Source organism: Micromonospora sonneratiae (assembly GCF_042679305.1).
In the GTDB taxonomy this organism is placed as follows: Bacteria; Actinomycetota; Actinomycetes; order Mycobacteriales; family Micromonosporaceae; genus Micromonospora_H; species Micromonospora_H sonneratiae.
The window spans coordinates 81,001-107,800 of sequence record NZ_JBHTMP010000005.1; the positions used below are offsets into that span (position 1 = coordinate 81,001).

A 26,800-nucleotide genomic window follows, 5' to 3' on the forward strand; every position below is an offset into this window, starting at 1 on the left:
CTCGACGAATCGTCGCTTCCTACCGTGGTCAGCGTACGTAGTCGCTGAGCAGTGCCGGGGTGAGTCCCGCCTTGTGGATCGCGACGAGTGCGGCGATGAAGTCCTCGACGAACGCCGGCCGGAAGTGCATCAGCAGGATGTCCCCGGCCTGGACCGTCTTGCCCCGCTGGTAACGGACCTTGCCCTCGTGCACCGTCTCCGTCCAGAAGAAGCCCGCCTTCATGCCACAGTCGCGAGCCGCCCTGAGGGTGGTGGCGTCCTTGTTGCCGAAGGGTGGCCGGAAGAACACCGGTCGACGGCCGTACCAGTCGCCGAGCTTGTCGGCCGAGCCACACAGTTCTCGACGTTGCAGGTCGTACGACTTGCCACGCAGGGACGGGTGGCTGATCGTGTGCGCCTCGATGGTCACCCGGTCCGACTGGAGTTGACGGAAGTAGCCGGGGTTGTCCTTGATCGAGTCGATGGTCAGGAAGAGCGTCACCGGCACACCCGCTGCCGCCAGCAGTTCCCGCGCCTCCGGGTGTTTCACCCAACCGTCGTCGATGGTTATGAACGCCACCGGCTGCGTCGTGGGGATCCGCGAGTACCAGGCCGCGCTGGGTCCATCTGGCACGGTCACCGGTTGCGGGGCCGGCGGGGCCGGGAACCGTGGCAGCCGGGCCGCGTACCTGCCGGTTGGCTGGGTCGGGGTGGGGGTGGCGGCGGTTGGTTCCGGACTGCCGCTGGCACCTGACTGGGCGGGGGCGGAGGGCACCGCCCGTGCCATGATCCGGTCGACGGGTGCCCACGGCACCCCGGAAACCACCACGACCGCCACCAGTACGGCGACTACGACCGGCGCGATCCGCACGTACCAACGGCTGCGCAGTCGCCGCCACAAACCCTGCTCTGACCCGGCATCGCTATCGCGAGATTGACTCACGTGCCGACTCTAGTGGTGGCCCCCGTCAACTCATCGAGGCGGGGGCCGAGTCGATTCAAAAGGTCGACGAGGATCGCCGCCGCACGACAGTCCATGCGGAACACCTGCCGCTTGGCCACGTGCAATACGGCAGCGGGTCAACATCCGGAAAAATCAGCAACCCGTGAGCCAGGCGATACCATCGCCATTATCGTCGTAGTCATAAGTGTCGACGTTGCCCGAGAAGACCCAGCCATGAACATTGGTTCCGTCCAGTCGGGCGTAGTACCAATAGTTGCCGTACGAGTTGTGGTATCCACACCAGAGCCAGAGCTTCTTGCCGGCGCCGATTTCGAGATTGTGTTGACATTCAGCGTACGGACCAGTTCGCATGTGCGTCATACGGTTGGAGATGAGGTAACCTTCGCCGTTTCTCGTGGGAGTCCACCCGCAGTAGGCCTGGGCTGGCGAGGCGACCACAGCGGATCCGAGGAGCGCCACGATTGTGGCTACGAAGGTGACAAATATCCGTCGCACGGGGTGCAGGCGTTGCACTTTTGGCATCTTCTCCCCTTTTTTACTTGAGTTTTGCGTCCGCCATCTTGCATCACACAGTCATGACCGTCAACTCCACAACTGGCCCGTTTTTCCGACGCACAGCTTGACCAGCGCACTCACGGTTCGGGCCAGTTCGTTCGTCTCAATACGTGATCGCAATAGCGGCATTGCAGTGCCGTCGAGGGAGTTGGTGCGACGTTCGCCTTCCCGGCGGTGACGCCTCAGACCAGGGAACGACGGACGACGGTCAGCAGCTGGGCCAGGCCGAACGCAGCCAGCAGAATCCACACCGCCGACACCACCGTGATCGTGCCGGCCGCCAGATCCGGCTGGATCAGGCCGGTCACCCCGGCGGCCAGCAGCCCGACCAGCGCAACCGAGACCCGGGTCGGGCGCTCCCCGGCAGTGACCGTACCGATCTCCTTCATTCCCGCCGAGACGGCCCGGGCCCGTACGTATTCGTGCAACCAGGACAGTGCCCCGGCCGCCACGACCAGGATCCCCGGCGCGCCCACGAGCCAGAAGGCGACCAGCCAACATCCCTCACCGAACCGGTCCGCCAGCGAGTCGTAGACGTACCCGAGGCGGCTGGTGCGCCCGGTGACCACGGCCAACGCGCCGTCGACGCTGTCCGCCACCGCGGCCAGCACCACCAGCCCCGCACCGACGATCGGGCCGGTCGGCGTACGCAACACCGCCACCGGCACCGCGACGGACAGCAGTACCCCGACCACGGTCACCGCGGTCGGGGACACCCGCAGCCGGCCGAGGAGATACCCCATCTGGTACGCCATGCGTAGCCAGCCGCGCACCGTCGGAGCGGCCAGCCGGGGGTCGAACCCCCCGTGCAGCCTCGCCCAGATGACCGCGTAGTCGTCCCACTTCAGCCGTGTGCCCACCACGATTCAACCGGCGAACGGCCATTCAGGTAGCGCTGGGCCGGCCGGGGTCTACCCCCGGGTGCTGACCCGAAGGTTCTGCCAGACCTCACGCGTGGCGGTCGACCGGTTGAGGGTGATGAAGTGGATGCCCGGTACGCCTTCGTCGAGCAGGCGTCGGCACATTTCGCTGGCCTGTTCGATGCCGAGTTGGCGTACGGCCTCCGGATCGTCGGCGATCCGCTCGAACCGGGCGGCCAGCCGGGCCGGGAAGGGGGCACCGGAGAGCTGCACGGAACGCTCGATGGTGCCGATCTGGGTCACCGGCATGACGCCGGCCACGATGGGCGTGTCGCAGCCGGCCGCCGCGACCCGGTCCCGCAGCCGCAGATAGTCGTCGGCGTCGAAAAACATCTGGGTGATGGCGAAGTCGGCTCCCGCCCGACACTTACGTACGAAGTAGTCGGTATCAGTAGCAATGTCGGGTGAGCGCGGGTGCTTGTACGGGAAGGCGGCCACTCCGACGCTGAAGTCACCGGATTCACGTACCAGCCGGACCAGTTCCTCGGCGTAGAGCACCCCCTCGGGGTGCTTGACCCACTCCCCGGTCGGGTCACCCGGCGGATCACCCCGCACCACCAGGACGTTGCGTACGCCCACCCCGGCCAGTCGCCCGATGACGTGCCGCAACTCGGCGACGGAGTGGTTGACCGCGGTCAGGTGGGCCATCGGCACCAGCGTCGTGTCGGTGGCGACCCGTTCGGTCACCGAGACGGTGGTGTCCCGGGTCGACCCGCCGGCACCGTAGGTGATCGACACGAACGACGGCAGTAGCGACTCCAACTCCCGGATCGCCTGCCACAGCAGCCGCTCCCCGTCGGCGGTCTTCGGTGGGAAGAACTCGAACGAGAAGGTCGGATTGGGGGCCTGGATGAGGTCCCCGATCGCCGGATGCGAGTTGGGGAGAACCGAGGGAAGACCGAGCGCCACCCTACGACTTTACCGACCGATCACTCGAGCTCGTCGTATTCCCGTCGGGAGTCCCAACCGGTGGGCCGGGGGATGTCCTGGTACGCCGCCCGCAGCCCTCGCTCGGCCAGCCGCCGGCCGTAGCACGGCCACGTCTCGCCACAGGTACGGCAGATGTCCAGCCCTCCCGGGTCGGAGACCACCGGCACATGGTCGCGGAACAGCCGTACGGCCAGTCGCCAGGCCATCGGCCGGGGCACCCCGGCGGGTGGCTCGTCGGGCGGGTTTTCCGGGTCGAACGGCAACTCGCTCATCGGCTCGCTCCTCGCGGCTCGCTCAGATGACGTGGGTTTCCACGACAACCGCCAGCAAACCGTCGGAGCGGTACGACCAGGAGGAGCCAGCGCGGGGCCAGCCGGTGCTGGCCCCGGGGCCAGCAACCACCGAAAGGACGCGATCACCCCGCTCCGGCCATCGGTCATCAACCGACGGGGTGGCAGTGTCGTACCGCTGCGATAGGAATGGGCCAGCGCGGACAGGCCGGTTGCTGCCTGGGGGTCCCGCGTGGGGGTCGGTGTCCTGTTACCGGGGTCGCGTCCAGTCGCAGGACACCACACGTCGCCTGATGCCGCCCCACGGTGTCGAGCGGTCCGGGGGTCAGATCCGACAACGAACGTCAGCCGGAGGACTCCGATGCCGCCGCTCGACCCGTACCCCTGCACTGCCGCACCGACGCCGCTCGGTCCGATCCTGGCGAAGCTACGACTGGCCCACGGATGGAGCCAGCTCCAACTGGCCGAACGGTTGTGCGAGGCGTCCGGCGTACCGACCATCAGCCGGCACGAGGTCTCCCGGTGGGAACGTCAGCAGCGGATCCCGGGCGACTTCTGGCTGGGCTGGCTGGCCACCGTGCTGGAAACGCCCCTCGACCGACTTGCCGCAGCCACCGAAGCCGTCCGCACCGACGGAACCCGACGCAGCCCCCGGTACCGACCGGAACCGGACATCAGACGGGCCCGACAGGCGCTGCTGACGCTGGCCCACGCCTGGGTCACCGATCCGGCTGGCGCGCTCGGCCGCCTCGAACACCTGGGGCAGGTCGGCGAACACCTCGGTCGGTTCGGTCCGTTCGGGCCGCCCGCCGACGACCCCGGCCCGCCCAGCCCCGGGGCTTCCACGGCCGATCTCGCCGACCTACGCCGGCTGGACGACATCGTCGGCGGCCTCGACCTGATCCACCACGGCAGGCTGCAACTGGCCCGGGCGCTGTCCTCGCTGGCGGATTCCGGACGCGTCACCCGGCGTCGGGTGCTCCCGCTCGTCGCGGAGGCCGCGCAACTAGCCGGCTGGCTGGCGGCGGATGCCGGGGACACCGCCGCCGCGCTGACCACCTACCGGACCGCCCTGATCGCGGCGGCCGATGCCGGCGACCGGGCCCTGGCAGCGCACATCCTCGGGTCGGCGAGCCACCTCCTCACCGCCACCGGTGACCCGGACGGGGCACTCATCCTCGCCCGTACCGGCCGGCTCGGCTCCCGGCAGCGAGCATCCGCAGGTCTCCGGGCGCTACTACTGCACCGGGCCGCGCTCGCGGCGGCGGTCGGTGGTCGGCACCGTACGGCCCGCTCCGCGCTCACCGCGGCGCAGCAGGCCGCCGAGCGTCGCAACCCCGGGGCCGACCCGCCGTGGCTCTACTGGCTGGACGACGCGGAACTGACCGCGATGACCGGTCGGTGTCTGGCCGCCCTGCGTCGGCCGATGCGGGCCGAACCGATCCTCGCCCAGGCCCGGCAGCGCGCCACGTCCCGACGGGCCTCGGCGCTCTACGGTTCCTGGTTGGCCCGCACCTACCTGCAACTCGGCGAGGTGGAACAGGCCTGCGAGGTGGCGGACTCGGCGCTGCTCGACGCCGTGGCGGCCGGCTCCGCGCGGGCAGCGGTCGAGTTGGCGGCCGTACGTCGGGAGTTGGCCGCGCACCATGACGAGCCGGCGGTACGACGGCATGCCGCCCTGGTCACGGCCGCGACGCCCTACCTGCCCACCATCGCCTGTCGATCGTGACCCCCGCCCGCCCCGGACGTGCTCCAGCGACTGCCCATCACCCACGCACACGGGCCCGCGCCCTGCCCCGTTCCACGGGAAGACCAGTGTCGTAACGCCGTCTGTCGTCATGACGCGCCGGGGCCGCAACCACCTCAGCCAGGACGAGCAGCTAGCGTCATGGCGTGACCCAAGAGGCTCCTGTTTCGCCGCTGGACCGCGCCGGCCTGCGCCAACGGATCGACAAGGCGTTGGCCGACTTCCTGTCCCGGCAACGCGGTTGGCTGACCACCATCGACGACGCCCTGCTGCCGGTCGCCGAGGCGGTTGAGGCGTTCGTACTGCGCGGGGGCAAGCGGCTGCGGCCGGCGTTCGCCTACTGGGGTTACCGCGGTGCGGGCGGGGTCGACTCCGACCAGGTTGTGGCCAGCCTCGCCGCGCTGGAGTTCGTGCAGGCCAGCGCCCTGATCCACGACGATCTGATGGACCGTTCCGACACCCGGCGGGGCGAGCCGGCCGTACACCGTCGGTTCGCCCTCCAGCACCGTACGGCTGGTTGGGGTGGCGATCCCGACGGCTTCGGCGACGCGGCAGCGATCCTGCTCGGCGACCTGTGTCTGGTCTGGTCCGACGAGTTGCTGCACAGCAGCGGCCTCAGCCCGGAGACGGTGGCCCGGGCCCGGCCGGTGTTCGACGAGATGCGCACCGAGGTCACCGTCGGGCAGTACCTCGACGTGCTCACCCAGGCCACCGGGGTCACGTCGGTGGAGCGCGCCAGCAAGGTGGCCCGGTACAAGTCGGCGAAGTACACGATCGAGCGGCCGATGCTGCTCGGCGCCGCGCTGGCCGAGGCGCCGGTCGAAATCCGTACCGCCTATTCCGGCTACGGGCTGCCGTTGGGTGAGGCCTTCCAGTTGCGCGACGACGTGCTGGGGGTCTTCGGCGACCCGGGACAGACCGGTAAACCGGCCGGTGACGACCTGCGTGAGGGCAAGCGCACCTATCTTGTCGCGGCAGCCTTCGAGGACACCGATCCGGCCGGCCGGGCACTGCTGACCCGGCGGCTGGGCGACCCGGGTCTCGATGCCGCCGGGGTGGACCAGCTACGCGAGATCATCGTCAGCAGCGGGGCGCTGGACCGGACCGAACGGCGGATCGCCACGCTCACCGACACCGCCCTGGCCTCCCTGGCCGAGGTACGACTGGACAGCGAGTCCCGGCAGGTTCTGGTCGACCTGGCGATCGCGGCCACCCGACGCAAGGACTGACCCTTCGGCAGGCGCACCTTTTCACGGCGAAATCAGGACCGGTCCGGCGGATCAGGACCGGTCCGGGCCGGATGGCGACCGATCCCAACTGGCGCTGACCGGACCAGCCGGCCGGGTCGATCGGCCCATGAGATCATCAGAACGTGCCTGGCCCGTTTCACCACGTACGGCTACGGGTGGCGGGGCTCGCCGCGACCGTACTGTTGGCCGCTGGCGCCTTCGGGGCCGGAGCGCTGCCGGACGCCGACCCGGCCACCCCCAGTGTGCGCCCCGCCGAGCCACTGGCTGACTCCTGGGTCTACTGGCTGGGCCTCCTCGCCTCGCTGGCCGGCCTGGTCGTCCTCGCCGTGGCCTGGTGGCGGTTGGGCCGGGCGATACGCCACGATCCGGGCCGGATCTCGCTGCGCTGGCTGCTGGTGACCGGCGCGGTCTGGGCCGCACCGTTGCTGCTGGCCCCGCCGCTGGCGAGTCGGGACGTGTACGCCTACGCCTGCCAGGGCGCGGTGTGGCTGGACGGGTTCGATCCGTACCGGGTCGGGGTGGCGGTTGGCGGCTGCCCGTGGGTGGAGACGGTGCCACCGCTGTGGCGGGACACCACGACACCGTACGGGCCGTTGGCGGTCGCGCTGGCCGGCGCGGTGGTCGCCGTCGCCCGGGCGGTGACCGACTCCGGGGACGGCCAACTGCTCGTCTCGATCAGCCTGTTCCGGGTCATCGCACTGGTCGGTGGGCTGCTCATCGCCGCGTACGCTCCGAGGCTGGCCCGGGCCTGCGGCGTCGACCCGGTGGCCGCACTCTGCCTCGGCCTCGTCTCTCCGCTGGTCGCGGTGCATGCCGTGTCCGGGGCGCACAACGACGCACTGATGGTGGGGCTGGTCCTGGCCGCGCTGGCACTTGCGATGCGCAGCCGGACCGGGCTGAGCAACGCGATGTCCGGGCCGGTGGGACTGATGTCCGGGCCGGTAGAGCCGATTTCCGGACCGGTGGGACTGATGTCCGGACCGGTGGGACTGATGGCTGCCGGAGCAGCGCTGGGTCTGGCGACTGCGATCAAGGTCACCGCGCTGGTCGCGGCACCGTTCGTCGTCCTGCTGGCCGTGGTCAGGATCCCCGTGGTCAGGGAGCAGTCGTCACGACACGCCGACAACTCGCCGGACGTACTCCCTGATCATCGGGATCTTGGGCGGGTGGTGGCCGGCGGAGTCCTGGCCTTCGGCGGACTGTCCGTGGCGTTCGGTGGGCTGTCCCTGGTGACCGGGCTGGACCTGGGGTGGATCCGGGCGCTGCGGGACACCGGGAACCTGGTCCAGTGGACCTCCGTGCCCAGCGGTGTGGGCATGGCCGTCGGCTACCTGCTACGGCTGGCCGGCTGGCCGGAGACCTTCGACACCGCAGTCACCGCTGCCCGGGCCCTGGGCTTCGGCACGCTGGTCGCGACGATGGCGGTCCTGGTCGTACGCGCCTGGCGCTCGACCGGCGACCCGCCGACGCTGGCCCGGCGCCGGGTGCTGGCGGCCTGCGGTGCCGCCTTCGTCGCGTTGGCGCTGCTGTCCCCGGTTTTCTACCCCTGGTACGGGTTGACCGCGCTGGCCGTACTGGCCGTGGCGGTGGCCGACGTGCGGTGGCAGCGTCGGTTGGCCGGGGCGGTGCTGGTGCTCAGCTTCCTGGTGCTGCCCAACGGGCTCGGCCTGGCCACCCTGACCAAGGTGCCGGGCGCACTGCTCGACGTCGTGCTCGTCGTCGCCGTGGTGGTCCTGCTGGTCCGCCGGGCGCGACGGCGGCCGACCGGCACCTGATCAGCATGGCGAGCAGCCCCGATAAGGGGACGTCAGAACCGGTTCCGCGGGCGACGGTCACCGGCCCGTGGGGTGCGTTGCACTCCACGCCGGCCGAGCCAGACCCACACCGACAGGGTCGTCAGCACCAGGGCGAACCCGAAGAGCAGATCCTCCACCGGGGCGTGGACCAGGCGCAGACCGATGATCGCGTCCGGGTCGTACCGGACGATGTTCCGACCGGTCAGGATGCCGTTGGAGAGCAACTGGAAGAAGACGATGATCGGATAGGCGGCCCAGAAGACCGCCCGGCCCAGCAGTCGGGTCCGCAACACCACGAGATCGACCAGTACGGCACCCACCACCCCCAGCACCGCCGCCGTGGTGTACGTCACTGCTCGTCCCCGGCTGGCCAGCGGCGCACGGCCCGTACCGCCTCGAAACCGAGCACGGCACAGACCGGTACGACGATGAAGAAGAGCAGTTCGTCCAGGGGTAGCCCACCGGGTAGCAGGATCCCGGTGATCTGCTCCGGATCGAAGGTCCAGTGTCCGGCGGCGATCGCGGCGAGATCCCACATTACGAAGATCACAACGACCGGCAGCAGGGTGAGCGCCAACCGCCGCCAGCGACGCAGCACGTTGACCCGCAGTACCGGCTCTAGCCACAGGGCGCAGCCAGCGCAACCGGCCAGTACCGCAAGATAGGCGTAATTTCCCATAACGCCCGTTTGACTAGAAACCGAGCGCCTGGGCCCGACGCTTGATCTCCCTCGCCCGATCCCCGGCGAGGGCCTCGGCCGGCGTGCCGGGCAGTGTGTCGTCAGCCAGGTAGAGCCAGCGCAGCGCTTCCTCGTCGGCATAGCCGGCGTCGTGCAGCAGGTTGAGCACCCCGGGCAGGTGCTTGAGCACGGTACGGTTCGCCACCAGCTCGGCGGGAACCCGCCGTACGCCGTCCCTGCGGACCGCCAACAGCTCCCGCTCGCGGATCATCTGGTGCACCTTGCTGATGGACACGTCGAGGCGTTCGGCGACATCCGGCAGCGTCAGCCAGCCGGCCGGTTCAACAGGTACGGGTTCGGTCACCCGCTCACCCTGCCACGCCGGTCCGAACCCCGGCCAACGGGCACCCCGTACCGACGTCCCCGACGGCGCGTCCATGACCATCGGGAACACCAGCTGTGGCATCCTGTTCTGCCTTCACCCTCCGGACACATAGACTGCCTGCCGATGGACATTCAGGTCGCCGACACGTTGCTGGGTTCGCTGGTCGACGGGCGCTACCGCATTAGCGGTCGCGTGGCCCGTGGTGGCATGGCGACCGTGTACACGGCCACCGACGAGCGGTTGGACCGCACGGTGGCTCTGAAGATCATTCACCCGAGTCAGGCGCGGGACGTCCAGCAGCAGCTGGGCAGGTTCCTGGAGCGCTTCACCGACGAGGCCAAGACGATCGCCCGGCTGACCCACCCCAACGTGGTCGCCGTCTACGACCAGGGCACCCACGCCGGCCTGCCCTATCTGGTCATGGAGTACGTGCGGGGCCGTACGCTGCGCGACATCCTGGCCGAGCGGCACCGGCTCAACCCGGACGAGGCGCTGGCGATCCTCGAACAGATGCTGGCGGCGATCGCCGCCGCCCATCGGGCCGGGCTGGTGCACCGGGACGTCAAGCCGGAGAACGTCCTGGTCGCCGAGGCGCCGAGCGGTGGCATGGGCAACCTCGTCGACAGTGTGGTGAAGGTCGCCGACTTCGGCCTGGCCCAGGCCGTGGAGGCCAGCGCGGACGACGAGGCCGGGAGCCAACTGCTGGCGACCGTGGCCTACGTCGCCCCAGAACTGGTCACCGACGGGCGGGCTGATCCCCGTACCGATGTCTACTCTGCCGGAATCGTCCTGTTCGAGATGCTCACCGGCCGGGTTCCGTACGACGGCGACCGGCCGGTCGACGTGGCCTGGCAGCACGTCGACCGGGACGTTCCGGCCCCCTCGACGCTGGTCCCGACCCTGCCGCCCGCCCTCGACCGGCTGGTCAGCCGGGCGACCCGCCGTGACCCGGCCGCCCGACCGACCGATGCGGGAATGCTGTTGGTCGAGGCCCAGGCGGCCCATGAGGAACTCGGCAACGCCGGCGACAGCACCACGGTGCTCCGCCGGGTGACCGATGCGACCATGCCGATCGCCCAGCCCACGATGGTGGTCTCGGCGCTACAGCCGACCGACCGGCCATCCTGGTCACGTCTGCACGGACAGCCCACCCAGTCCCGGGCGGGCCGCCGCCGGGCGGCCGTGCAGCCGTCCGGCCCCGGGGCCCAGCTACGCGAGTTCTGGGACCAGTTGATGTCCGGTGGCCGGGGTCGCACCGCCGTGGCCGCCAGCATCGTCGTACTGGGCCTGATCGCCGCCCTGACCGGCTGGTGGTTCGGGGTCGGCCGCTACACCGACGCCCCTGGACTGGTCAACATGTCGAAGGCCCAGGCCGAGGCGAAGGCTGCGCAGGGCGGTTTCACCCTGGTCTACGGCCAGCCACGCTACGACGCGAAGGCCGCCAAGGACACGGTGGTCAGCCAGGATCCGGCGTCCAGCGCCCGAATCGTCAGGGGCGGGACGATCACCCTGATCCTGTCCCTCGGGCCGGAGCGCTTCCCGGTGCCGGACGTAATGGGCAAGACCCTGGAACTGGCGCAGCTCGAACTGGAGCAGGCGAACCTGGTCGTGGTGCAGGGCCCCCAGAAGTACGACGACAACCTGCCGGCGGGCGTGGTCATCGCATTGGATCCGAAGGTCGGCACCGAGGTCAAGCCGGGCGCCAAGATCACGGTCACGGTCAGCAAGGGACGCGCGCCGCTGTCCGTACCCAACCTGGTCGGCAAGAGCATCACCGACGCACGGGCCGCGTTGCAGCGACTCGGCCTGGTGCCGGTGGAGACGTACAAGGATTCGGACAAGCCGAAGGACCAGGTGATCGGCCAGAGCCCGGAGGACGGCGCCGGCGTGGAGAAGGGCGCCGAGGTCAAGCTCGAGGTCAGCAAGGGCCCGCCGCCGGTGGTCGTACCCCGCGTGGTAGACATGCCGTGTATGGACGCCAAGGCGCTACTGGAGAGCCAGAACTTCCCGGTCAACATCCAGTTCAACCCCGCCGGTACGGTCCGCTTCCAGAACCCCAACGAGAACTCCCAGGTGCCGCCGGGCACCCCGATCACGATCGGATGTATCTGACATGCCGCCGAGCCGGCCCGTAGGGTCACACACGCCCACCTCCGGTGGACTGGCGAAGGCGGCCCTGCCCTACCTCGACGCGGCCGGATCCGAGGTGGCGCAGGTCTACGTGGGCAACTCCCGGGGCTGGGCACTGCCGGCCGGCAACCCGGCCCAGGACGCCGCCTTCCGCGAAGGCTGCGCCGAACGGGACGTCCCCGTGTTCATCCACGCCTCGCTGCTGGTCAACCTCGGTTCGCCGACGCCGGCGACGGTGGAGAAGTCGGCAGCGACACTGGCCCATGCGCTCCGTCGGGGGGCGGCCATCGGCGCTGCCGGAGTGGTGTTCCACGCCGGCAGCGCGGTCGACGCCGGGCACGCCGACGCAGCCATGATCCAGGTACGCGAGGCGCTGCTGCCGCTGCTGGACGAGGCGGCGAACGCCGGTGGACCGAAACTGCTGGTGGAGCCGAGCGCGGGCGGTGGCCGCTCGCTGGCCTCCCGCGTCGAGCACCTGGGCCCGTACCTGGACGTGGTGGACTGGCACCCCTGGGTCGGTGTCTGCCTCGACACCTGCCACGCCTGGGCGGCCGGTCACGACCTGGCCACGACCGGTGGCATGACGGAGACGATCGACACCCTGGTGGCCACGGTCGGGACGGACCGGATCTGGCTGGTGCACGCCAACGACTCACTGGACCCGTGCGGGTCGACCCGCGACCGGCACGAGACGATCGGCAAGGGCACGATCGGCGAGCCGGCCTTCGCCGAGTTGATGACCCATCCGGCCCTCGACGGCGTACCGGTGCTGGTGGAGACCCCGACCGAGGGGCACGTCGGCCACGCGGCGGACATCGCCACCCTCAAGCGGCTGCGGCCCGCTCCCGCCGAGACCGGCGCTTCTGCCGAGGCTGCCGAGCCCACCCTGGAGCCGGCCGGCACCTGACGCTCGACGCCGCCCGGGTCCGCGCACGGTCCAGAGCCCGGGTGCACGCACGGTCGGGAGCCCGGGTGCACGGTCGAGAACTCGGGTCCACGCACGGTCGAGGTAGGGGTGCGCTCCGCGCAGGGTAGCCCGGTCGGGCTGCCGAGTTGGACACACCAGCGGGAGCCCAGGCGGGGCAGCTCGACAGCCTCCACGACAGGTACCCGTGCCCGGGTGCTGCAGGCACCCGGGCAGGGTCAGCCGGCTGCTCTCGGTGGCACCGACGGCGAACCGGTCCACCTGGCCCGCGCTGTCGTACCGGCCGAAACGGGCCGGTACCGCTCAGCAGCGGGCGAAGATGCCGGTGAGCACCTCGATAGCCCGGTCGACGGCGGCGTCGTCGACGTCGAAGTGGGTGACCAGTCGAGCGATACGGGGACCGAGCACCGAGACCAGCACCCCCTGCTCACGGGCTGCCGCCCCGAGCGTGGGCGCGTCCAGCGCGCATTTGGTCAGGTCCAACGGCACGATGTTGGTCTGTACGGTGCCGTCCCCGGCCACCACCGCGAACGGGGCGAGTGCCTCGGCCAGCCGGGCGGCCCGAACATGGTCCTCGGCCAGCCGGTCGATGTTGTGCTGGAGCGCGTACCGTCCGGCGGCGGCGAGGATGCCGGTCTGGCGCATTCCACCGCCCATCCGCTTGCGGATCCACCGGGCCCGTTCGATCTTCTCGGCGCTGCCGACCATCAGCGAGCCGACCGGTGCGCCGAGCCCCTTGGACAGGCAGACCGAGAGGGTGTCGAACAGTTCTCCGTAGCTGGCCAGTGGCACCCCGTCGGCCACGTGTGCATGCCAGATCCGGGCACCGTCGCAGTGCAGGGCCACTCCGGCGGCGTCGGCGACCCGGCGTAGCTCACGCAGGGTCGCCAGCGGGATGACCCCACCACCGCCCCGGTTGTGGGTCTGCTCGACCGCGATCGCCCTGGTCGGCACGGCGAAGTAGCCGTCCGGCCGGATCATGCTGGCCACCAACTCGGGGTCGACGTCCGCACCGACCGCCGGCCAGGTCCGCGACGACACGCCGCCGTACGCGGCAGCCGCCCCGATCTCGTACGTCACCACGTGCGCGTCGGCGTCGCAGAGCAGCTCGTTGGCCGGTGGCACCAGCACCTGGATGGCCAGTTGGTTGGCCATCGAACCGGTCGGGGCGAACAGCGCCGCCTCGTGCCCGAACAGCGCTGCCACCTCGGCCTCGAGGGCGTTGACGGTCGGGTCCTCGCCGTAGACGTCGTCACCGACCTCGGCCTGGGCCATGGCCGCCCGCATCCCGGCGGTCGGTCGGGTGACCGTGTCGGACCGTAGGTCGACCAGGGGCGTGGTGGACCGCAGGTCGACCAGGGGCGTGGTGGCGGTCGGGTCAGCCACGCAGCATCTCCGCCACCAGGAAGGCCAGTTCCAGGGACTGCTGGGTGTTCAGTCGCGGGTCGCAGGCGGTCTCGTAGCGGTCGGGCAGGTCGAGGTCCTCGATGCCCTGGGCCCCGCCGAGGCATTCGGTGACGTCTTCGCCGGTCAGTTCGACGTGCAGCCCACCGGGGTGGGTCTCCAGGCCACGGTGCACCTCGAAGTAGCCGAGCACCTCGTCGACGATCCGGTCGAAGTGCCGGGTCTTGTAGCCGTTCGACGACTCATGGGTGTTTCCGTGCATCGGGTCGCACTGCCACACCACCTTCGCCCCGGTGGCGGTGACCTTCTCCACGATCGGCGGCAGGGCGTCGCGTACCCGGTGGTTGCCCATCCGGCTGATCAGGGTGAGCCGACCGGGGATGTTGTCCGGGTTGAGCTTCTCGCACAACTCGATCGCCTGCTCAGGGGTGGTGGTGGGGCCGAGCTTGACGCCGATCGGATTGGCGATGCGGGAGATGAAGTCGATGTGTGCGCCGTCGATCTGCCGGGTGCGCTCACCGATCCAGAGGAAGTGCCCGGACAGGCCGTACGCCTGACCGGCCGAGACCCGGGTGAGGGCGCGGTCGTACTCCAGCGCCAGCGCCTCGTGGGAGCAGTAGAGGGTGACCGTGCGGAGGGCCTCGTCCTCGGTCATGCCGCAGGCCCGGATGAAGGCCAGGGCCCGGTCGATCTCCCGGGCGATCGCCTCGTAGCGCTCCCCTGCCGGGGACGCCTTGACGAAGCCCTTGTTCCAGTCGTGTACGGCGTGCAGGTCGGCGAGGCCGCCGGCCAGGTAGGCCCGGAGCATGTTCATCGCCGCTGCCGAGTTGGCGTACGCCCGGATCATGCGCTGCGGGTCGGCGATCCGCGCCTCCGGCACCGCCTCCAGCGAGTTGATCATGTCACCGCGGTACGCCGGCAGGCCACGGGCATCCGTCGGCAGCGAACGCGGCTTGGTGTACTGCCCGGCGACCCGGGCCACCTTGACCACCGGTAGCGACGCGCCGTAGGTGAGCACGATCGACATCTGGAGCAGGGTGCGCGCGTTGGCCAGCAGGTGGCTCTCGGTGTTGTCGGTGAACGTCTCGGCACAGTCGCCGCCCTGCAACAGGAACGCCTTGCCCTCGCAGACCAGGGCCAGCCGCTGACGGAGCTGGTCGACCTCGTACGGCGCGACGATCGACGGGACGTTGTCGAGGATCTTGCACACCTCGGCGACGACCGAGGGGTCGGGCCACGGCGGGGTCTGAGCCCGGGAAAGATCACGCCAGCGATCGAGACCCAACGCCTCGTCCTCGGCCGAGTCGATGGTCGGACGGCTGGTTTGCAGGCCGGGATTGTCCACTCCCGGGTAGCTCAACTGGTGCCACTCTTGGCGCATGAGAGAAAGCGTACGGCGACGAGCTGCGCAGGTACGCAGCGAGGGGGAGCGTTCCGGTTCGTGGGAGCCGGGCTGGTCAGCCCGCCCCCCACGGCCCGCTGCCTAACTCGGCCTGGGGCTGGGTCCCCCTCCTGGGTCGGCTGGTACCGGGGCGTTGCCTCCCGCCGGTGAGGGGTCGGCTGGTGACGGGGTGACGTTGCCTCCCGCCTCCTCCCTGGCGATGCACCACTGACCGTCGGACTTGACGACGGTGAAGAGCAAACCGACCTGGCTGGTACGTTCGCCGACCACGGTGACCGCCGTGCTGACCTTCTGGGTGCCGTTGTCAGCCCGGACGTCGGTGATGCTGGCCGCCGAGACGGTGAAATGTTTGGCAAAGTCACCGTTCGGCCCGGTTGCCGCCTTGTCGAAGGTCTCGTGCAGGGACGGGCAGAGCTGGGTGCGACCGGCATCGACGTTCTTGGCCACCATGGCGTCGAGGTAGCCCTGCACCCGCTCGCGTGCCTTCTGCGCCGCGTCCTCGGCGGCCCGGCCTCCCTCGTCCCCGTCGTCGGAGCCGCACGCGGTCATGCCGAGCGGCAGTACCACCAGAGTCGCCGCCAGGACGATCTGACGCAGCCGAGCCATCTCGCTCCCCTCGTAGGAACCGCCGTCGCCGAAGCAGCCTCAAGCATGCCGTACCGGAATCAGCCGGCTTCGCCGGGCATGACGCCGCGTCGGTGGCAGTCCGGGTGGGTCACCGACGCCCCTGGTCAGGGCAACGGGTGGGCGATGTCGCGGGCATGATCGGTGACGGCCGCCGCCACCACCGTCGCTTCGATCGGCAACACCTCCAGGCACCGCCGCACCGCGCTGCCCATCAGCACGTTGGGCACCCGCATCGACAGCGTGCAGTGCGGCACCCATCGGCCGGGCTGGTAGTGCTCGGACAGCGCCACGCCGGCCCGGACCAGGCTGGCATGCACCGTGGCGTGATGGGCCAGCAACTCGGGTGTGGGCACCAGGCCGAGCCACAGCACCCGACCGACGAACTGGCCCGCGTACTGGAAGGACAGCCGTAGTGGCGGCGCGACCACCGTCCCGGCCAGGGCCTCGGCGACCTGTACGGGGTCCAGCCGAGGGGCCACCGTCAACGAGACGTGCGGTCGGTGTCGCTGCCCCAGCAGCGAGCGCATGCTCTGTACGCCTTCGGATTCCAGTGCGTTCCACAGCACCCGGATACGACGGGTGGCGTCGGTGTCGAGAAAGAGTTCCAGCGCCGCGACCATCGGCCCACCCTAGAGACCGGCTACGACCGTCCGGCCGGCTCCCGGACCCTTCAGGCCGTGGCCTGCTGTGTCAACGTTCAGGCCGTGGCCCGCTGTGCCTGTCGGAACTCCGTACGGACGAGCCGTCTGGCGTCGGCTCTGTCGAGCCCGGTCGCCCGGAGCAGGTCGTGGGCGATGGTACGGATCTGCGCGGCTACCACGGTGCCGTGGAATCCGAGCCCCTCGGCGCACGCGGCCCCGGCACTACCGACCGCCTGGAGTGCCTTCACCCGGGCGCGTTCGGGTTCCTTCCCGTCGAGGAACTCCCGGTGCAGCATCCGGACAGCTTCGCCGAGACGGTCGAGGGCGGTGGGCAGACCGACGGGTACGGACTCGTCTTCACGGATCATGGTCGCGATTCGCCGGACCATTCCCCGGCTGTCCCGGAATGCCCGTTCCATGTGTTCGACGCCGTCGCTGTACTGGGCCAGGGTCTGGCGTCGACGCCACCGCACCGGGGAGAGCGTCACGACCTCCTTCGCCCCCTGGACCGCCTCACTCAGGTGACCGAGGGCCGGATCAGCGCCGTTGAGCCGGCCGAGGGTCCGCTCAGCTCGTGGGCCCTCCCGTGCCCTGAGTGCCGTGGCAGCCGCCGCCAACTGGTTGGCCAGCAGGTCGAGCGTCGGGGACGCCCGCCGTTCCACCAGCCGCAGCGGGTTCAGCGGAAGCAGCAGCAGAACGACGACCATACCGACCAGGGCACCGACGGTCGCGTCGATGAACCTGGGGACCTCCAGGTTCCGTACGGACGGGGACAGCGAGGCGATCAGTACGGCGGTTCCACCGGCCTGGGTCATCAGGGACCCGCTGCCCTTGAGCAGGATCGCGACGATGATGGCCAGCGAGACGATCAGCCCGGTCTGCCACGGTCCCGTACCGATGAGTTCGATCAGGACGTCACCGACCGCGATGCCGATCACCACTCCGGCCATCAGTTCGACCGTACGGCGCAGCCGCTGCCCCACCGACGCGGCGATCAGGGCCACCGCCGAGGCGGGTGCGAACACCGGCTCAGGATTGCCCAGCACCTCGTGTGCGATGGTCCACGCCAGTGCCGCCGCCACCCCCGCCTGCACGGCCAGCAACAGGTAGATCCGCAGCCGTCGGATCCGGTCGCGCCCGGTCGCCCTGCCCCGCCGCCGCAGGGTTTCGAGGGCGTCCTGGATGCGCTGGGTGTCGACGTCGATCGACAGGTCCGCGACCCGCCGAGGCGCTCTGAAGGACACCATGCCCGGTACTACCCGTCACCATGCCCGGTACTACCCGTCACCATGCCGGGTAGTACCCGTCACCGGGCCTGGTACTACCAGCCGCCAGAGCGGCAGACCGCCCACGACCCCTCCCGCAGACCGCCCACGACCCCTTCCGCCGACCGACCGTATCCGGTTGGTGGCGTTAGTCCCGGACGTAATCGGGCACCCGTGACCCGGCAACCGCTCCTGCGCTACGGGAGGTCGTGGTGACCAGGTTCGGTTTTCACGCGTCACACGAGCAGATCGCACCGGGTGCCCTGCTTCGACACGTACGCAGGGCACAGGAGGTCGGCTTTGCCGCAGCGATGTGTTCGGACCACTTCGCGCCGTTCGGCACCGTCCAGGGCCAGTCCGGTCATGCCTGGCCCTGGCTGGGTTCGGCGCTGGCGGTGACCGAGTTTCCGATCGGTGTCGTCACGGCCCCCGGGCAGCGCTACCACCCGGCGATCGTGGCACAGGCCGCGGCCACCCTGACCGAGATGTTCCCCGACCGGTTCTGGATGGCGGTTGGCAGCGGTCAGGCCCTCAACGAACACATAACCGGCGAGCGGTGGCCGCCGAAGCCGGAGCGCAACGCCCGGTTACGGGAGTCGGTCGAGATCATCCGGGAACTGTTCGACGGCGGGTGCGTCACCCACCGGGGCCGGGTGACCGTCGACCGGGCGATGCTCTACACCAGGCCGGCGAAGCCCCCGCCGATCATCGGTGCGGCGGTGAGCGCCGAAACCGCCCGCTGGGTGGGAGGCTGGGCGGATGGACTGATCACGATCAACCAGCCGGTGGATCAGTTGCGTCCGGTAATCGAGGCGTTCCGGGACGGCGGCGGGAAGGGCAAACCGGTACGGCTCCAGGTCCACCTGTCCTGGGCACGGGACGAGGAGACGGCGCTGCGCCTGGCGTACGAGCAGTGGCGACCGGCGATCCTGGGCAGCGGCATCGGCTGGGACCTGGCGATGCCCGAGGACTTCGAGCAGGCCACCGCCTACGTCCGGCCGGACGACCTGCGTACGCACGTCCTGGTCGCCGCGGATCCGGCCCGACACGCCCAGTGGCTACGGGAGTACGCCGACCTGGGGGTCGACGAGATCTTCCTGCATCACGTGGGCCGCGACCAGGAGGAGTTCCTCGACGTGTTCGGCACCGAGGTACTTCCCGAACTGAAACGGCAACTGTCGTGACGGATGCCTTTCCACCGATCGACTCGTACGGTTTCCTGTCGGACACGCATACCGCCGCCCTGGTCGCGCCGGACGCCACCATCGAGTGGCTCTGCGTCCCGCACTTCGACGGCCCCAGCGTCTTCGCCCGGCTGCTGGACCGGCGAACGGGCGGCGCGTTCTCGCTCCACATCGCTGGCGACACCACGCCAGCCCGCCGCTATCTGCCGGACACGCTCGTGCTGGCCAGCGAGTTCACCACCCCCGACGGCACCGTCACCGTGCACGACTTCCTCGCCGTACGCGCCGGGGCGGCCACCGAGCAGGACGTGCCGATCCACGCGGACCGACTCCTGGTCCGTCGGGTACGGGTGGACAGCGGCACGATCCGGCTCACCGCGACCGTCGACGCCCGCCCCGACTACGGTCGGCAGCATCCCGACTGGACGTCCGGTAACGACGGTTGGCTGCTTCCCGGAGCCGGGCTGTGTCTCGTCTCCGATCTGCCGTTCCGACTGGTGGACTCGGCGCCACGCGTCGAGGTCGAGTTGACCGAGGGCGACACGGCGACGGTCGCCCTCAGCTACGGCGGGTCCGCGCCGGCACACCTCGACCCGACGATGGCCGAGAGGCTGTTCCGGGAGACGTGCGACACCTGGCGTGGCTGGTCCGGGCGCAGCGACTACGCCGGTGTTGGCCACCGGGACGTACGGCGCAGCGCCCTGGTGCTGCGCGGTCTGGCGTTCGACGAGTCCGGGGCCCTGCTGGCCGCCCCGACGACGTCACTGCCCGAGGAGTTGGGCGGCGAGCGCAACTGGGACTACCGCTACACCTGGCACCGGGACGCCGCACTGCTGCTGATCGCCCTGTTCCGACTCGGGCACAGCGAGGAGGGCGGACGCTATCTGCGGTTCCTCATCAACATCTGCACCGGTTCGGCGGACCGGCTCACCCCGATGGCGGGCATCCAGGGTTCCGGGGCCGAGGAGCAGGTGGTGGAATCCCTGGGCGGCTACGCCGACTCGCGGCCGGTACGGATCGGTAACGAGGCCTTCGACCAGGAACAGTTCGACACGTACGGGCACGTGCTCGACGCTGCCCTGGCGTACCAGCAGCTCACCGGGGATCTGCAAGCCGACCAGTGGGCGGCGCTGCGCCGGCACGTCGACGCGGCGGCGAACCGGTGGCGGGAGCCGGACCACGGGACGTGGGAGATCCGTGGCGAGTGCCGGCACTACGTCAACTCGAAGGTGATGCTCTGGGTCTGCCTGGACCGGGGGATCCGGCTCGCCGAGATCTTCGGCGACCGGGCAGCGGCACTGCGCTGGCGACCGACCCGGGACGAGATACACGCGGATGTCCTGAGCCGAGGGTTCGACGCTGGAGTGGGCAGTTTCGTCCAGTCGTACGGGTCGACGGCCCTGGACGCCTCGCTGCTGCGGATTCCGCTGGTCGGTTTCCTGCCCGGTGACGACCCACGTGTCGTCTCCACCGTCGAGCGGATCCAGCAGCGGCTCGGGGTCGGTCCGGCCCTGATCAAGCGGTACGACGTCGGCGAGGTGGACGACGGTCTCGCCGGTACGGAAGGGGCCTTCCTGATCTCCTCGTTCGAACTGGTCTCGGCCCTGGTCCTGGCTGGTCGGCGGGACGAGGCACGGGAGATCTTCGACTGGCTGTGTCGTCACTCCGGCCCGCTCGGCCTGTTCGCCGAACAGCTCTGTGCCGACGGCACCGCCCTGGGCAACTACCCCCAGGCGTTCACCCACCTGGCGTTGATCGAAGCCGCGATGAACCTGGACGGTGCCGGGGACCGGGACGCGCTGCACGCCTGGGCCGAGCGCGGGGGCATGGCCGGTCCCTGACCTGGACGACCTGGCCGGTCCCTGACCTGGACGACCTGGCCGGTCCCTGACCTGGACGACCTGGCCGGATCCGGTCGACGCAACAGGCGGGGGCCGGTTGCCCGACCCCCGCCCGCGTGGGTGTTGCGTCAGCCTCGGCTCAACCGAGACCGCTCTTGATGGCGCTGATCAGTTCGCCGTTGCTGGTGTCACCGGAGAGTTCCCAGAAGAACGATCCGCCCAGTCCCTGGGTCCTGGCGTAGGCCATCTTGCCGTTGATGGTGCTCGGCGTGTCGTAGCTCCACCAGTTGCTGCCGCACTTGGCGTACGCGGTGCCGGCCACGGTGCCGGTCGACGGGCAGGAGTTCTTCAGCACCTTGTAGTCGTCGATGCCCTGCTCGTAGGTGCCCGGTGCCGGGCCGGTGGCCGTACCGCCCGGGGCGGCCTGGGTGACGCCGGTCCAGCCCCGACCGTAGAAGCCGATGCCCAACAGCATCTTGTCCGGCCGGATGCCCTTGTCCTTCAGTTTCTGGATCGCCGCGTCGGTCCAGAAGCCCTGCTGTGGAATGCCGTTGTACGAGTACAGCGGCGAGTGCGGGGCGGTCGGTCCCTGCGCGGCCCAGGCACCGAAGAAGTCGTACGTCATGGGCATGATCCAGTCGAGGTTGGCCATCGCCCCGGCGTAGTCGGTCACGTCCATCTTGCCGTTGGCGCTGGCGTCCGCCGTGATCGCGGCGGTCACCAGGTTCGGCGCGGGGAACTTGGCCCGTACGGCGGCGACCAGGTTCTTGAAGGCGTTCGGCCCGCTGCTGTCACAGGTGAGGCCACAGGCGTTTGGGTACTCCCAGTCGAGGTCGATACCGTCGAACACGTCCGCCCAACGCGGGTCCTTGACCAGGTTGTAGCAGGACTGCGCGAAGGCGGCCGGGTTCTGCGCGGCCTGGGTGAAGCCGCCGGACCAGGTCCATCCGCCGAAGGACCAGATCACCTTCAGGTTGGGGTACATCCGCTTGAGCTTGCGCAACTGGTTGAAGTTGCCCCGCAGCGGCTGGTCCCAGGTGTCGGCGACACCGTCGACACTGTCCGCGGCGCTGTACGCCTTCTCGTACGCGGCATAGCTGTCACCGATCGTGCACCGCCCGCCGGTGGTGTTGCCGAAGGCGTAGTTGATGTGGGTCAGCTTGGCCGCCGAGCCGCTGGTGTGGATGTTCTTGACGTGGTAGTTACGGCCGTAGACGCCCCACTCGGCGAAGTAACCGACGACCTTGGCGTTCGGGTCCGGCGGCGGGGTGGTCGGCGGCGGCGTGGTGGGTGGTGGGGTGGTCGGCGGGGCTGTCGTGGAGGGCGGATCGGTCGGGGACGAGGTCGGCTGGGTGCCGCCGCCGCACGGTGCACCGTTGACCGTGCAGTTCAACGGGGCCCGGTAGCCGCCACTGCCGATGTAGCCCCAGCTGGCCGTGGCTCCGGGAGCCAGCGCGCCGGCCCAGCTCTTCTTCACCGCGACGTAGTGGTCGCCGGTACGGGTCACGTCGGCGTCCCAGAAGCTGCTCATGGTGGTGCCGGCAGGAAGGTCGAACTCGACCCGCCAGGTGCTGACCGGGGCGTCCGTGCCGTTGGCGACGGTCACACGGACCTCGTGCCCCGATCCCCAGTCGGAAGCGACGGCAAATGCGGTGGTCACGCTGCCGGCCCCGAGCGCCGCGGTGACCGGCACGGCCGCGATGGCCAACGCCATCGCGGCGCCTGCCCAGAGGGCCTGGCGAAGGGATCTCTTCATGTGACTCCCCAATTAGTTAGGAAAGTTTCCAAAAAGTTAGTGAGACGCTACTCACGCCGACATCACTTCGTCAAGATGTGCATCTATCGATTTCTTCGGTCGATGGCCGTCACCCTCGGGCGGACGGTAGGTCGAGCCTCGACAGGGACAACACGATGGCGCACATCGATTTCGGTCACCAGGCCGCTTCGTCGGCGAACGCCCGCCCGACCCGGGCGATGCCCCCGGGCGGCAACTCCATCGCCCACAACACGCCGGTCAGGTAGTCCACCACCCGCCGATGGTGCGCCTCGGTCAACCCCAGCCCCCGCCAGGCACCGACGACCGGGCGGACAATGTTTCCCGCCGGGCCGCCCAGGGCCGACGTCAGCAGCAACGCGAGGTGCCCGGCGAGTCGCGGCAGGTCGACCCCCACCAGGTACGGCGCCAGCTCGACATCCGCCGCCACCAGACGCAGCCACCGTCCGACCGCGTCACGCACCCCCGCCGGCCCGCCGATCAGGCCGAACCCCGAGCAACCGAGGGCTTCCCGGGGGGCGAGGTCCACCGCCGGATACATCACCGTGCTGCTCATGGTCACCCCCACGGCGAGGCGTACGGGTTGCCTGCGGCGACGAGCAGGTTGATCCGCTCGTCCGGGACACCGGCGGCCAGGAGCACTCGCCGCCCCCAGCGCGCCAATCGACAGGGATACGGTGCTCGATCGTTGCGACACACCACGCCGGCCGGCCACTCCTGCCGGGCATGCACCACCACCGCCCGTACCGCCAGTGGGACATGTTCGGTCCGGACCGGCGTCAACACCGGCAACTCCCCCAGCACGGCCCCGATCGGATCAGCTTCGGCGCTCATGGCGTCCTCAGAAGCGATCATGCTCATGGCAGATCTCCTATGTCTGTCGACCAACCCAGGCCCAGCCCCCAGCTCGCGCTGGTCGACCGGTCCAATGCCCTCAGACTCGGAGGGTAGAAGTTGCACGGCGTAGGGCGTCGCACAAACTGTCCACTTTCGTAGTTGAATGCTCACTCGCCGAACACGAGGGAAAGCTCTGTTGCCCGGCACCCGCGTCCGCGCAGTGCCGCTCGCCCACGCCCCGCCCCAGACCGAATGGACAACGACGGCGGTAACCGGGTGACGGTTCACGGTCGCAGGCAGTGACCGACCCGGCGCTCCATCTGTCCACAACGCCCTCACCTGCGGCATCACCGCAGTGCAGCGCCGAAACAACCCTTGAGGAACGACGAAAGTTCGGGCTAGATTCAGCCGGTGATCATGATCAGGATCACGCGCATTCCCTGCTCTGGGCCTCCCCCCTAACCCAGGAGGACAATATGGAACCGCAATCCACCCCCACCGCCGACAGTTCGGCTCAATCAACGGACTCGTGGCTGACCCGCCGCCGGATGCTGGCCGTGACCCTGGGCGGAGCCGCTACCGTGGCGCTGCCCGCCCCGGCCTGGGCAGCGGATGATCTCCGGCCTGGCGCAGCCAACAAGCCCAAGCTGACCACCACCGACCGCATGGTCGCGAACCGGGTCTCCGCGGAACGCGCCCTCCAGCACCTCAAGGTGCTCTGCGAGGACATCGGACCGCGCATCGGCGGTACCCGGTCGGAGCGGATCGCCGCCAACTACATCGCGTCCGAGCTGGACAAACTCGGCTACGACGTGGTTCTGCAACCGTTCGCGGTGGCCGACAAGTTCACCGCCCAGCTCAGCTCGCCGGCCGGACTGCCGACCGACCTGAACTGGCAGGTCGGGGCCTCGGCCCACGCAGCGCTGGACACCACCGTCCGGGGCGACGTCGTGGATGTCGCTGCGGGCGAGGTGGCCAACTACCCCACCGACGTCACCGGCAAGATCGTGCTCATCGACTACGTCGCGGCCCGGCGGGAGCAGTTGGTCGCCACCGCCGTCGCCCGGGGCGCCGCAGCGGTGATCCTCATGGCGGCCGACGCCGCACCGCCGCGGATGGCCGGTACTTTCAACCCGACCCTGCCCGGCTCGGCGTCGAACCCGGTGGCGATCCCCGTCGTCGGGATCGCGCAGGCGCAGAAGCACCGGCTGCGCGCCCTGCTGGCCACCGGCCGCCTCAACCTGACCGTCACCACCGAGGCACACCGTGGGCTGACCTCCCACAACGTGATCGCCGAGACGTCGAAGAACAAGAAGCTCAAGGGCATCAACCCGGTCTCCATGGTCAGTGCCCACTATGACACCGTCATCGGGGCCCCGGGCGCGAACGACGACGGCTCGGGCACCGTACTCTGCCTCGAACTGGCCCGGGTGCTGCGCGAGGTGCCGACGGACTCGACCTTCCGGTTCGCCCTCTGGGGTTCGGAGGAGCAGGGGCTGCTCGGCTCCCGGCACTACGTACGGGAGCTCCCGCAGACCGAGCGGGACCGACTCCTCGCCGTCTACCAGAACGACATGGTCGCGACCAGCTGGGACCCGGCGACCCGCTACTGGCTGCTCTCCTTCACCGGACAGTCGAACCGGGCGACCGACGAGGTCGCGGCAGCCGCCACCCGGCTCGGCTACGAGCCCCGGATCTCGCCGGTCACCCAGCGGGGCTCCAGCGACCACCAGTCGTTCCAGGAGGTCGGCATCGCCAGCGCCAACTTCTCCTGGCGGGGTGAGGAGTCCCCGGCGCTGCTCGAACCGCCGTACCACAGCCCGGAGGACACCATCGCGAAGAACATCAGCCTGGAGCGGCTCCAGGTCTCGCTCGAACTGATCGGCTGCGCCGCGTACGCCACGGCGGGCAAGCGCTAAACGATCACCGGTTCGCCCGGATCACGCGGGCGTACGAGGTGACCTGACCAAGACGGTGAAGTGCCTGCCGCCCCGGCCCCTGCCGGCGTCCCGCCGGACGGTTCCGCTGGTGGCAGGCACTTCACTGGGTCGTCTGGGACGCCCACGGGTAGCTCGGCAACGCTGCCTCCCGAGCAGCCATCAGCGGGGTCGACTCGCGGTGCAGCAGTTCGGCATCGTCGGCCGGCAGGGTCAGCAGCGCCCGACGTAGGTAGACGCTCCACGCCTGTGGCCTGGGGAAGGCGGCCATCCGCTGCTCACGTAACACGCAGCTACAGTCTGTGGTTCCGGGGCCCGTGGGGAGGAGCCGGGCGGCGACGCGAGGGGGGTTTTCGCCGCCCGGCGGGTATCCGCGCCGGTCAGCCGGCCGCGGTCCGGAAGACCGGAAGGTAGCCCAGGGACTGCCCGCTGGCGAACGGGTGGTAGGAGATGCCGATGTCGGCGAAGTTCAACGCGTGCAGCCACTTGTCGCCGCTGCACAGCTGGTGACCGACGAAGATCGAACGTACGTCCGCGAACTTGAAGCCGTGGCGGGCAACCGCCTGCTTGATGACGTTGTCGACCAGGTTGATGCCCTCGTTGATCTTCGCCCGGGACGTCTCGCTGAGCCCGACGCAGACCCTGCCCAACTCGTAGAAGACGGGGTAGCTGAGGACGACCACCTTGGCGGACGGCGCCCGCGACTTGATTCCGTTGTAGACCTTGTCCAGCAGGCCCGGAAGTTCGTTCTGCGCCTTGACCTGGGCAGCCTGTACGGCGGCCACGCATTCGTTGGTGCCGTAGAGCACGCAGGTGGTCATGATGTTGGCGAAGCCGACGTCGTTGCCGCCGACCGTGATGCTCACCAGGGTGGTAGTGGACGACAGCGCCGACAACTGGGAGTTGATCACGCTCGTGGTGGTCGCGCCCGAGCAGGCCACGAACTTGTACGACGTGGGGGCCTTGGCGGCGGCCCACAGTGCCGGGTACGCGTTGGTGCTGCGCTTACAGGACCCGCTCTCGCTCGTGTAGCTACCGGCACCGACACCGGAGGAGTACGAGTCGCCGAGTGCCACGTAGTGCACTGCGGCTGCCGCCTGAGCAGGTACGGCGAACGCGAACACGGCGCAGACTGCCGCCGTGAAGCCCGCCATGATGGTTACGAGACGTGATCTCCGCACGTCGTCCTCCCGGGGGTTGGGATGATCAGCCTCGTATAGGTATCACTAAATACGTTCCAGCGAAAGACCAAGATCGTATTCGCCTGGTTACTGACCGGTACGACCACGGTCGCCCTGCTCAGCAAGCAATCGTCAGCCCTCACTCCACACTGTGGAG

The 26,800-nt window shown here is 69.6% G+C and carries 25 protein-coding genes and 1 pseudogene; 8 read left to right on the forward strand and 18 right to left on the reverse strand.

What is annotated here, in order from left to right; translation table 11 throughout:
- Positions 1–28: 28 nt before the first annotated feature.
- The 5 genes from ACFQ4H_RS04995 to ACFQ4H_RS05015 form a co-directional block, all read right to left on the reverse strand.
- Positions 29–922 carry a polysaccharide deacetylase family protein gene (locus tag ACFQ4H_RS04995; protein ID WP_377567440.1) on the reverse strand — a complete coding sequence of 298 codons (894 nt, stop codon included), beginning with the start codon at positions 920–922 and terminating at the stop codon, positions 29–31.
- Positions 923–1,075: 153 nt separating this feature from the next.
- Positions 1,076–1,456, reverse strand: coding sequence for a hypothetical protein (locus ACFQ4H_RS05000; protein ID WP_377567442.1), 381 nt, complete (start codon positions 1,454–1,456; stop codon positions 1,076–1,078).
- A gap of 224 nt (positions 1,457–1,680) precedes the next feature.
- Entirely contained in the window at positions 1,681–2,361 is a 681-nt protein-coding gene (locus ACFQ4H_RS05005; protein WP_377567444.1) for a CDP-alcohol phosphatidyltransferase family protein, read from the reverse strand.
- Between the two features lie 48 nt (positions 2,362–2,409).
- A complete protein-coding gene (gene metF / locus ACFQ4H_RS05010; RefSeq protein WP_377567446.1) occupies positions 2,410–3,327 on the reverse strand; it encodes a methylenetetrahydrofolate reductase [NAD(P)H] in 918 nt (305 codons plus the stop codon).
- Between the two features lie 20 nt (positions 3,328–3,347).
- The gene (locus ACFQ4H_RS05015; RefSeq protein ID WP_377567448.1) at positions 3,348–3,620 is read right to left on the reverse strand and encodes a hypothetical protein; all 273 of its coding nucleotides are present in this window, start codon (positions 3,618–3,620) and stop codon (positions 3,348–3,350) included.
- Between the two features lie 379 nt (positions 3,621–3,999).
- Here ACFQ4H_RS05015 and ACFQ4H_RS05020 point away from each other — a divergent pair, with 379 nt between their 5' ends.
- The 3 genes from ACFQ4H_RS05020 (at position 4,000) to mptB (ending at position 8,410) form a co-directional block, all read left to right on the forward strand.
- On the forward strand, positions 4,000–5,367 hold the full coding sequence (locus ACFQ4H_RS05020) for a helix-turn-helix domain-containing protein (RefSeq protein ID WP_377567450.1): 1,368 nt from the start codon (positions 4,000–4,002) through the stop codon (positions 5,365–5,367).
- A gap of 164 nt (positions 5,368–5,531) precedes the next feature.
- A complete protein-coding gene (locus ACFQ4H_RS05025) occupies positions 5,532–6,614 on the forward strand; it encodes a polyprenyl synthetase family protein (RefSeq protein WP_377567452.1) in 1,083 nt (360 codons plus the stop codon).
- Positions 6,615–6,757: 143 nt separating this feature from the next.
- The gene (gene mptB / locus ACFQ4H_RS05030) at positions 6,758–8,410 is read left to right on the forward strand and encodes a polyprenol phosphomannose-dependent alpha 1,6 mannosyltransferase MptB (RefSeq protein WP_377567454.1); all 1,653 of its coding nucleotides are present in this window, start codon (positions 6,758–6,760) and stop codon (positions 8,408–8,410) included.
- 32 nt (positions 8,411–8,442) lie between these two features.
- Here the strand turns inward: mptB and ACFQ4H_RS05035 are convergent, their stop codons facing one another.
- The 3 genes from ACFQ4H_RS05035 to ACFQ4H_RS05045 are packed head-to-tail and all read right to left on the reverse strand — an operon-like array spanning position 8,443 to position 9,474.
- Complete coding sequence (locus ACFQ4H_RS05035; RefSeq protein ID WP_377567456.1) at positions 8,443–8,784, reverse strand: lycopene cyclase domain-containing protein; 342 nt, start codon at positions 8,782–8,784, stop codon at positions 8,443–8,445.
- On the reverse strand, positions 8,781–9,110 hold the full coding sequence (locus tag ACFQ4H_RS05040; protein ID WP_377567458.1) for a lycopene cyclase domain-containing protein: 330 nt from the start codon (positions 9,108–9,110) through the stop codon (positions 8,781–8,783). The genes ACFQ4H_RS05035 and ACFQ4H_RS05040 overlap by 4 nt, the downstream gene beginning before the upstream one ends.
- A gap of 13 nt (positions 9,111–9,123) precedes the next feature.
- The gene (locus ACFQ4H_RS05045) at positions 9,124–9,474 is read right to left on the reverse strand and encodes an Rv2175c family DNA-binding protein (RefSeq protein ID WP_377567629.1); all 351 of its coding nucleotides are present in this window, start codon (positions 9,472–9,474) and stop codon (positions 9,124–9,126) included.
- A gap of 144 nt (positions 9,475–9,618) precedes the next feature.
- Between ACFQ4H_RS05045 and pknB the strand changes: the two genes are divergently transcribed.
- Both pknB and ACFQ4H_RS05055 read left to right on the forward strand, forming a co-directional pair.
- Positions 9,619–11,607, forward strand: a complete 1,989-nt coding sequence (gene pknB / locus ACFQ4H_RS05050) for a Stk1 family PASTA domain-containing Ser/Thr kinase (protein ID WP_377567460.1) — start codon at positions 9,619–9,621, stop codon at positions 11,605–11,607.
- A gap of 1 nt (position 11,608) precedes the next feature.
- A pseudogene (locus tag ACFQ4H_RS05055) lies at positions 11,609–12,463 on the forward strand (deoxyribonuclease IV); the annotation flags it as partial.
- 390 nt (positions 12,464–12,853) lie between these two features.
- Here ACFQ4H_RS05055 and ACFQ4H_RS05060 read toward each other — a convergent pair.
- The 5 genes from ACFQ4H_RS05060 to ACFQ4H_RS05080 all read right to left on the reverse strand — a co-directional run bounded on the left by ACFQ4H_RS05060 (position 12,854) and on the right by ACFQ4H_RS05080 (position 17,871).
- Positions 12,854–13,882 (reverse strand): threonine aldolase family protein, encoded by a 1,029-nt coding sequence (locus ACFQ4H_RS05060; protein WP_377567631.1) that lies wholly within the window; start codon positions 13,880–13,882, stop codon positions 12,854–12,856.
- Between the two features lie 46 nt (positions 13,883–13,928).
- Positions 13,929–15,335, reverse strand: a complete 1,407-nt coding sequence (locus ACFQ4H_RS05065; protein ID WP_377567462.1) for a class II 3-deoxy-7-phosphoheptulonate synthase — start codon at positions 15,333–15,335, stop codon at positions 13,929–13,931.
- A 102-nt stretch (positions 15,336–15,437) separates the two neighbouring features.
- Positions 15,438–15,962 (reverse strand): Rv0361 family membrane protein, encoded by a 525-nt coding sequence (locus ACFQ4H_RS05070; RefSeq protein WP_377567464.1) that lies wholly within the window; start codon positions 15,960–15,962, stop codon positions 15,438–15,440.
- Positions 15,963–16,087: 125 nt separating this feature from the next.
- Complete coding sequence (locus ACFQ4H_RS05075; protein ID WP_377567466.1) at positions 16,088–16,603, reverse strand: 2'-5' RNA ligase family protein; 516 nt, start codon at positions 16,601–16,603, stop codon at positions 16,088–16,090.
- 77 nt (positions 16,604–16,680) lie between these two features.
- The gene (locus tag ACFQ4H_RS05080) at positions 16,681–17,871 is read right to left on the reverse strand and encodes an FUSC family protein (protein ID WP_377567468.1); all 1,191 of its coding nucleotides are present in this window, start codon (positions 17,869–17,871) and stop codon (positions 16,681–16,683) included.
- 230 nt (positions 17,872–18,101) lie between these two features.
- Here ACFQ4H_RS05080 and ACFQ4H_RS05085 point away from each other — a divergent pair, with 230 nt between their 5' ends.
- Positions 18,102–19,073, forward strand: a complete 972-nt coding sequence (locus tag ACFQ4H_RS05085) for a TIGR03885 family FMN-dependent LLM class oxidoreductase (protein WP_377567470.1) — start codon at positions 18,102–18,104, stop codon at positions 19,071–19,073.
- Positions 19,070–20,914: a glycoside hydrolase family 15 protein gene (locus tag ACFQ4H_RS05090; RefSeq protein ID WP_377567472.1), complete on the forward strand. Its 1,845-nt coding sequence runs from the start codon at positions 19,070–19,072 to the stop codon at positions 20,912–20,914. Before ACFQ4H_RS05085 ends, ACFQ4H_RS05090 begins: the two co-directional genes overlap by 4 nt.
- 139 nt (positions 20,915–21,053) lie before the next feature.
- Here the strand turns inward: ACFQ4H_RS05090 and ACFQ4H_RS05095 are convergent, their stop codons facing one another.
- From ACFQ4H_RS05095 to ACFQ4H_RS05105, 3 genes are all read right to left on the reverse strand, one after another.
- Complete coding sequence (locus ACFQ4H_RS05095) at positions 21,054–22,670, reverse strand: glycosyl hydrolase family 18 protein (protein ID WP_377567474.1); 1,617 nt, start codon at positions 22,668–22,670, stop codon at positions 21,054–21,056.
- 175 nt (positions 22,671–22,845) lie between these two features.
- Positions 22,846–23,244 carry a globin family protein gene (locus tag ACFQ4H_RS05100; protein WP_377567476.1) on the reverse strand — a complete coding sequence of 133 codons (399 nt, stop codon included), beginning with the start codon at positions 23,242–23,244 and terminating at the stop codon, positions 22,846–22,848.
- Between the two features lie 2 nt (positions 23,245–23,246).
- Positions 23,247–23,549: a hypothetical protein gene (locus tag ACFQ4H_RS05105; protein ID WP_377567478.1), complete on the reverse strand. Its 303-nt coding sequence runs from the start codon at positions 23,547–23,549 to the stop codon at positions 23,247–23,249.
- Between the two features lie 452 nt (positions 23,550–24,001).
- On the opposite strand from ACFQ4H_RS05105, the gene ACFQ4H_RS05110 reads away from it, so the two are divergent.
- On the forward strand, positions 24,002–25,444 hold the full coding sequence (locus tag ACFQ4H_RS05110) for a M28 family peptidase (RefSeq protein ID WP_377567480.1): 1,443 nt from the start codon (positions 24,002–24,004) through the stop codon (positions 25,442–25,444).
- A gap of 121 nt (positions 25,445–25,565) precedes the next feature.
- Here ACFQ4H_RS05110 and ACFQ4H_RS05115 read toward each other — a convergent pair whose 3' ends face one another.
- Positions 25,566–25,751, reverse strand: a complete 186-nt coding sequence (locus ACFQ4H_RS05115) for a hypothetical protein (RefSeq protein ID WP_377567482.1) — start codon at positions 25,749–25,751, stop codon at positions 25,566–25,568.
- 91 nt (positions 25,752–25,842) lie between these two features.
- On the reverse strand, positions 25,843–26,616 hold the full coding sequence (locus ACFQ4H_RS05120) for an SGNH/GDSL hydrolase family protein (protein ID WP_377567484.1): 774 nt from the start codon (positions 26,614–26,616) through the stop codon (positions 25,843–25,845).
- Between the last annotated feature and the right edge of the window lie 184 nt (positions 26,617–26,800).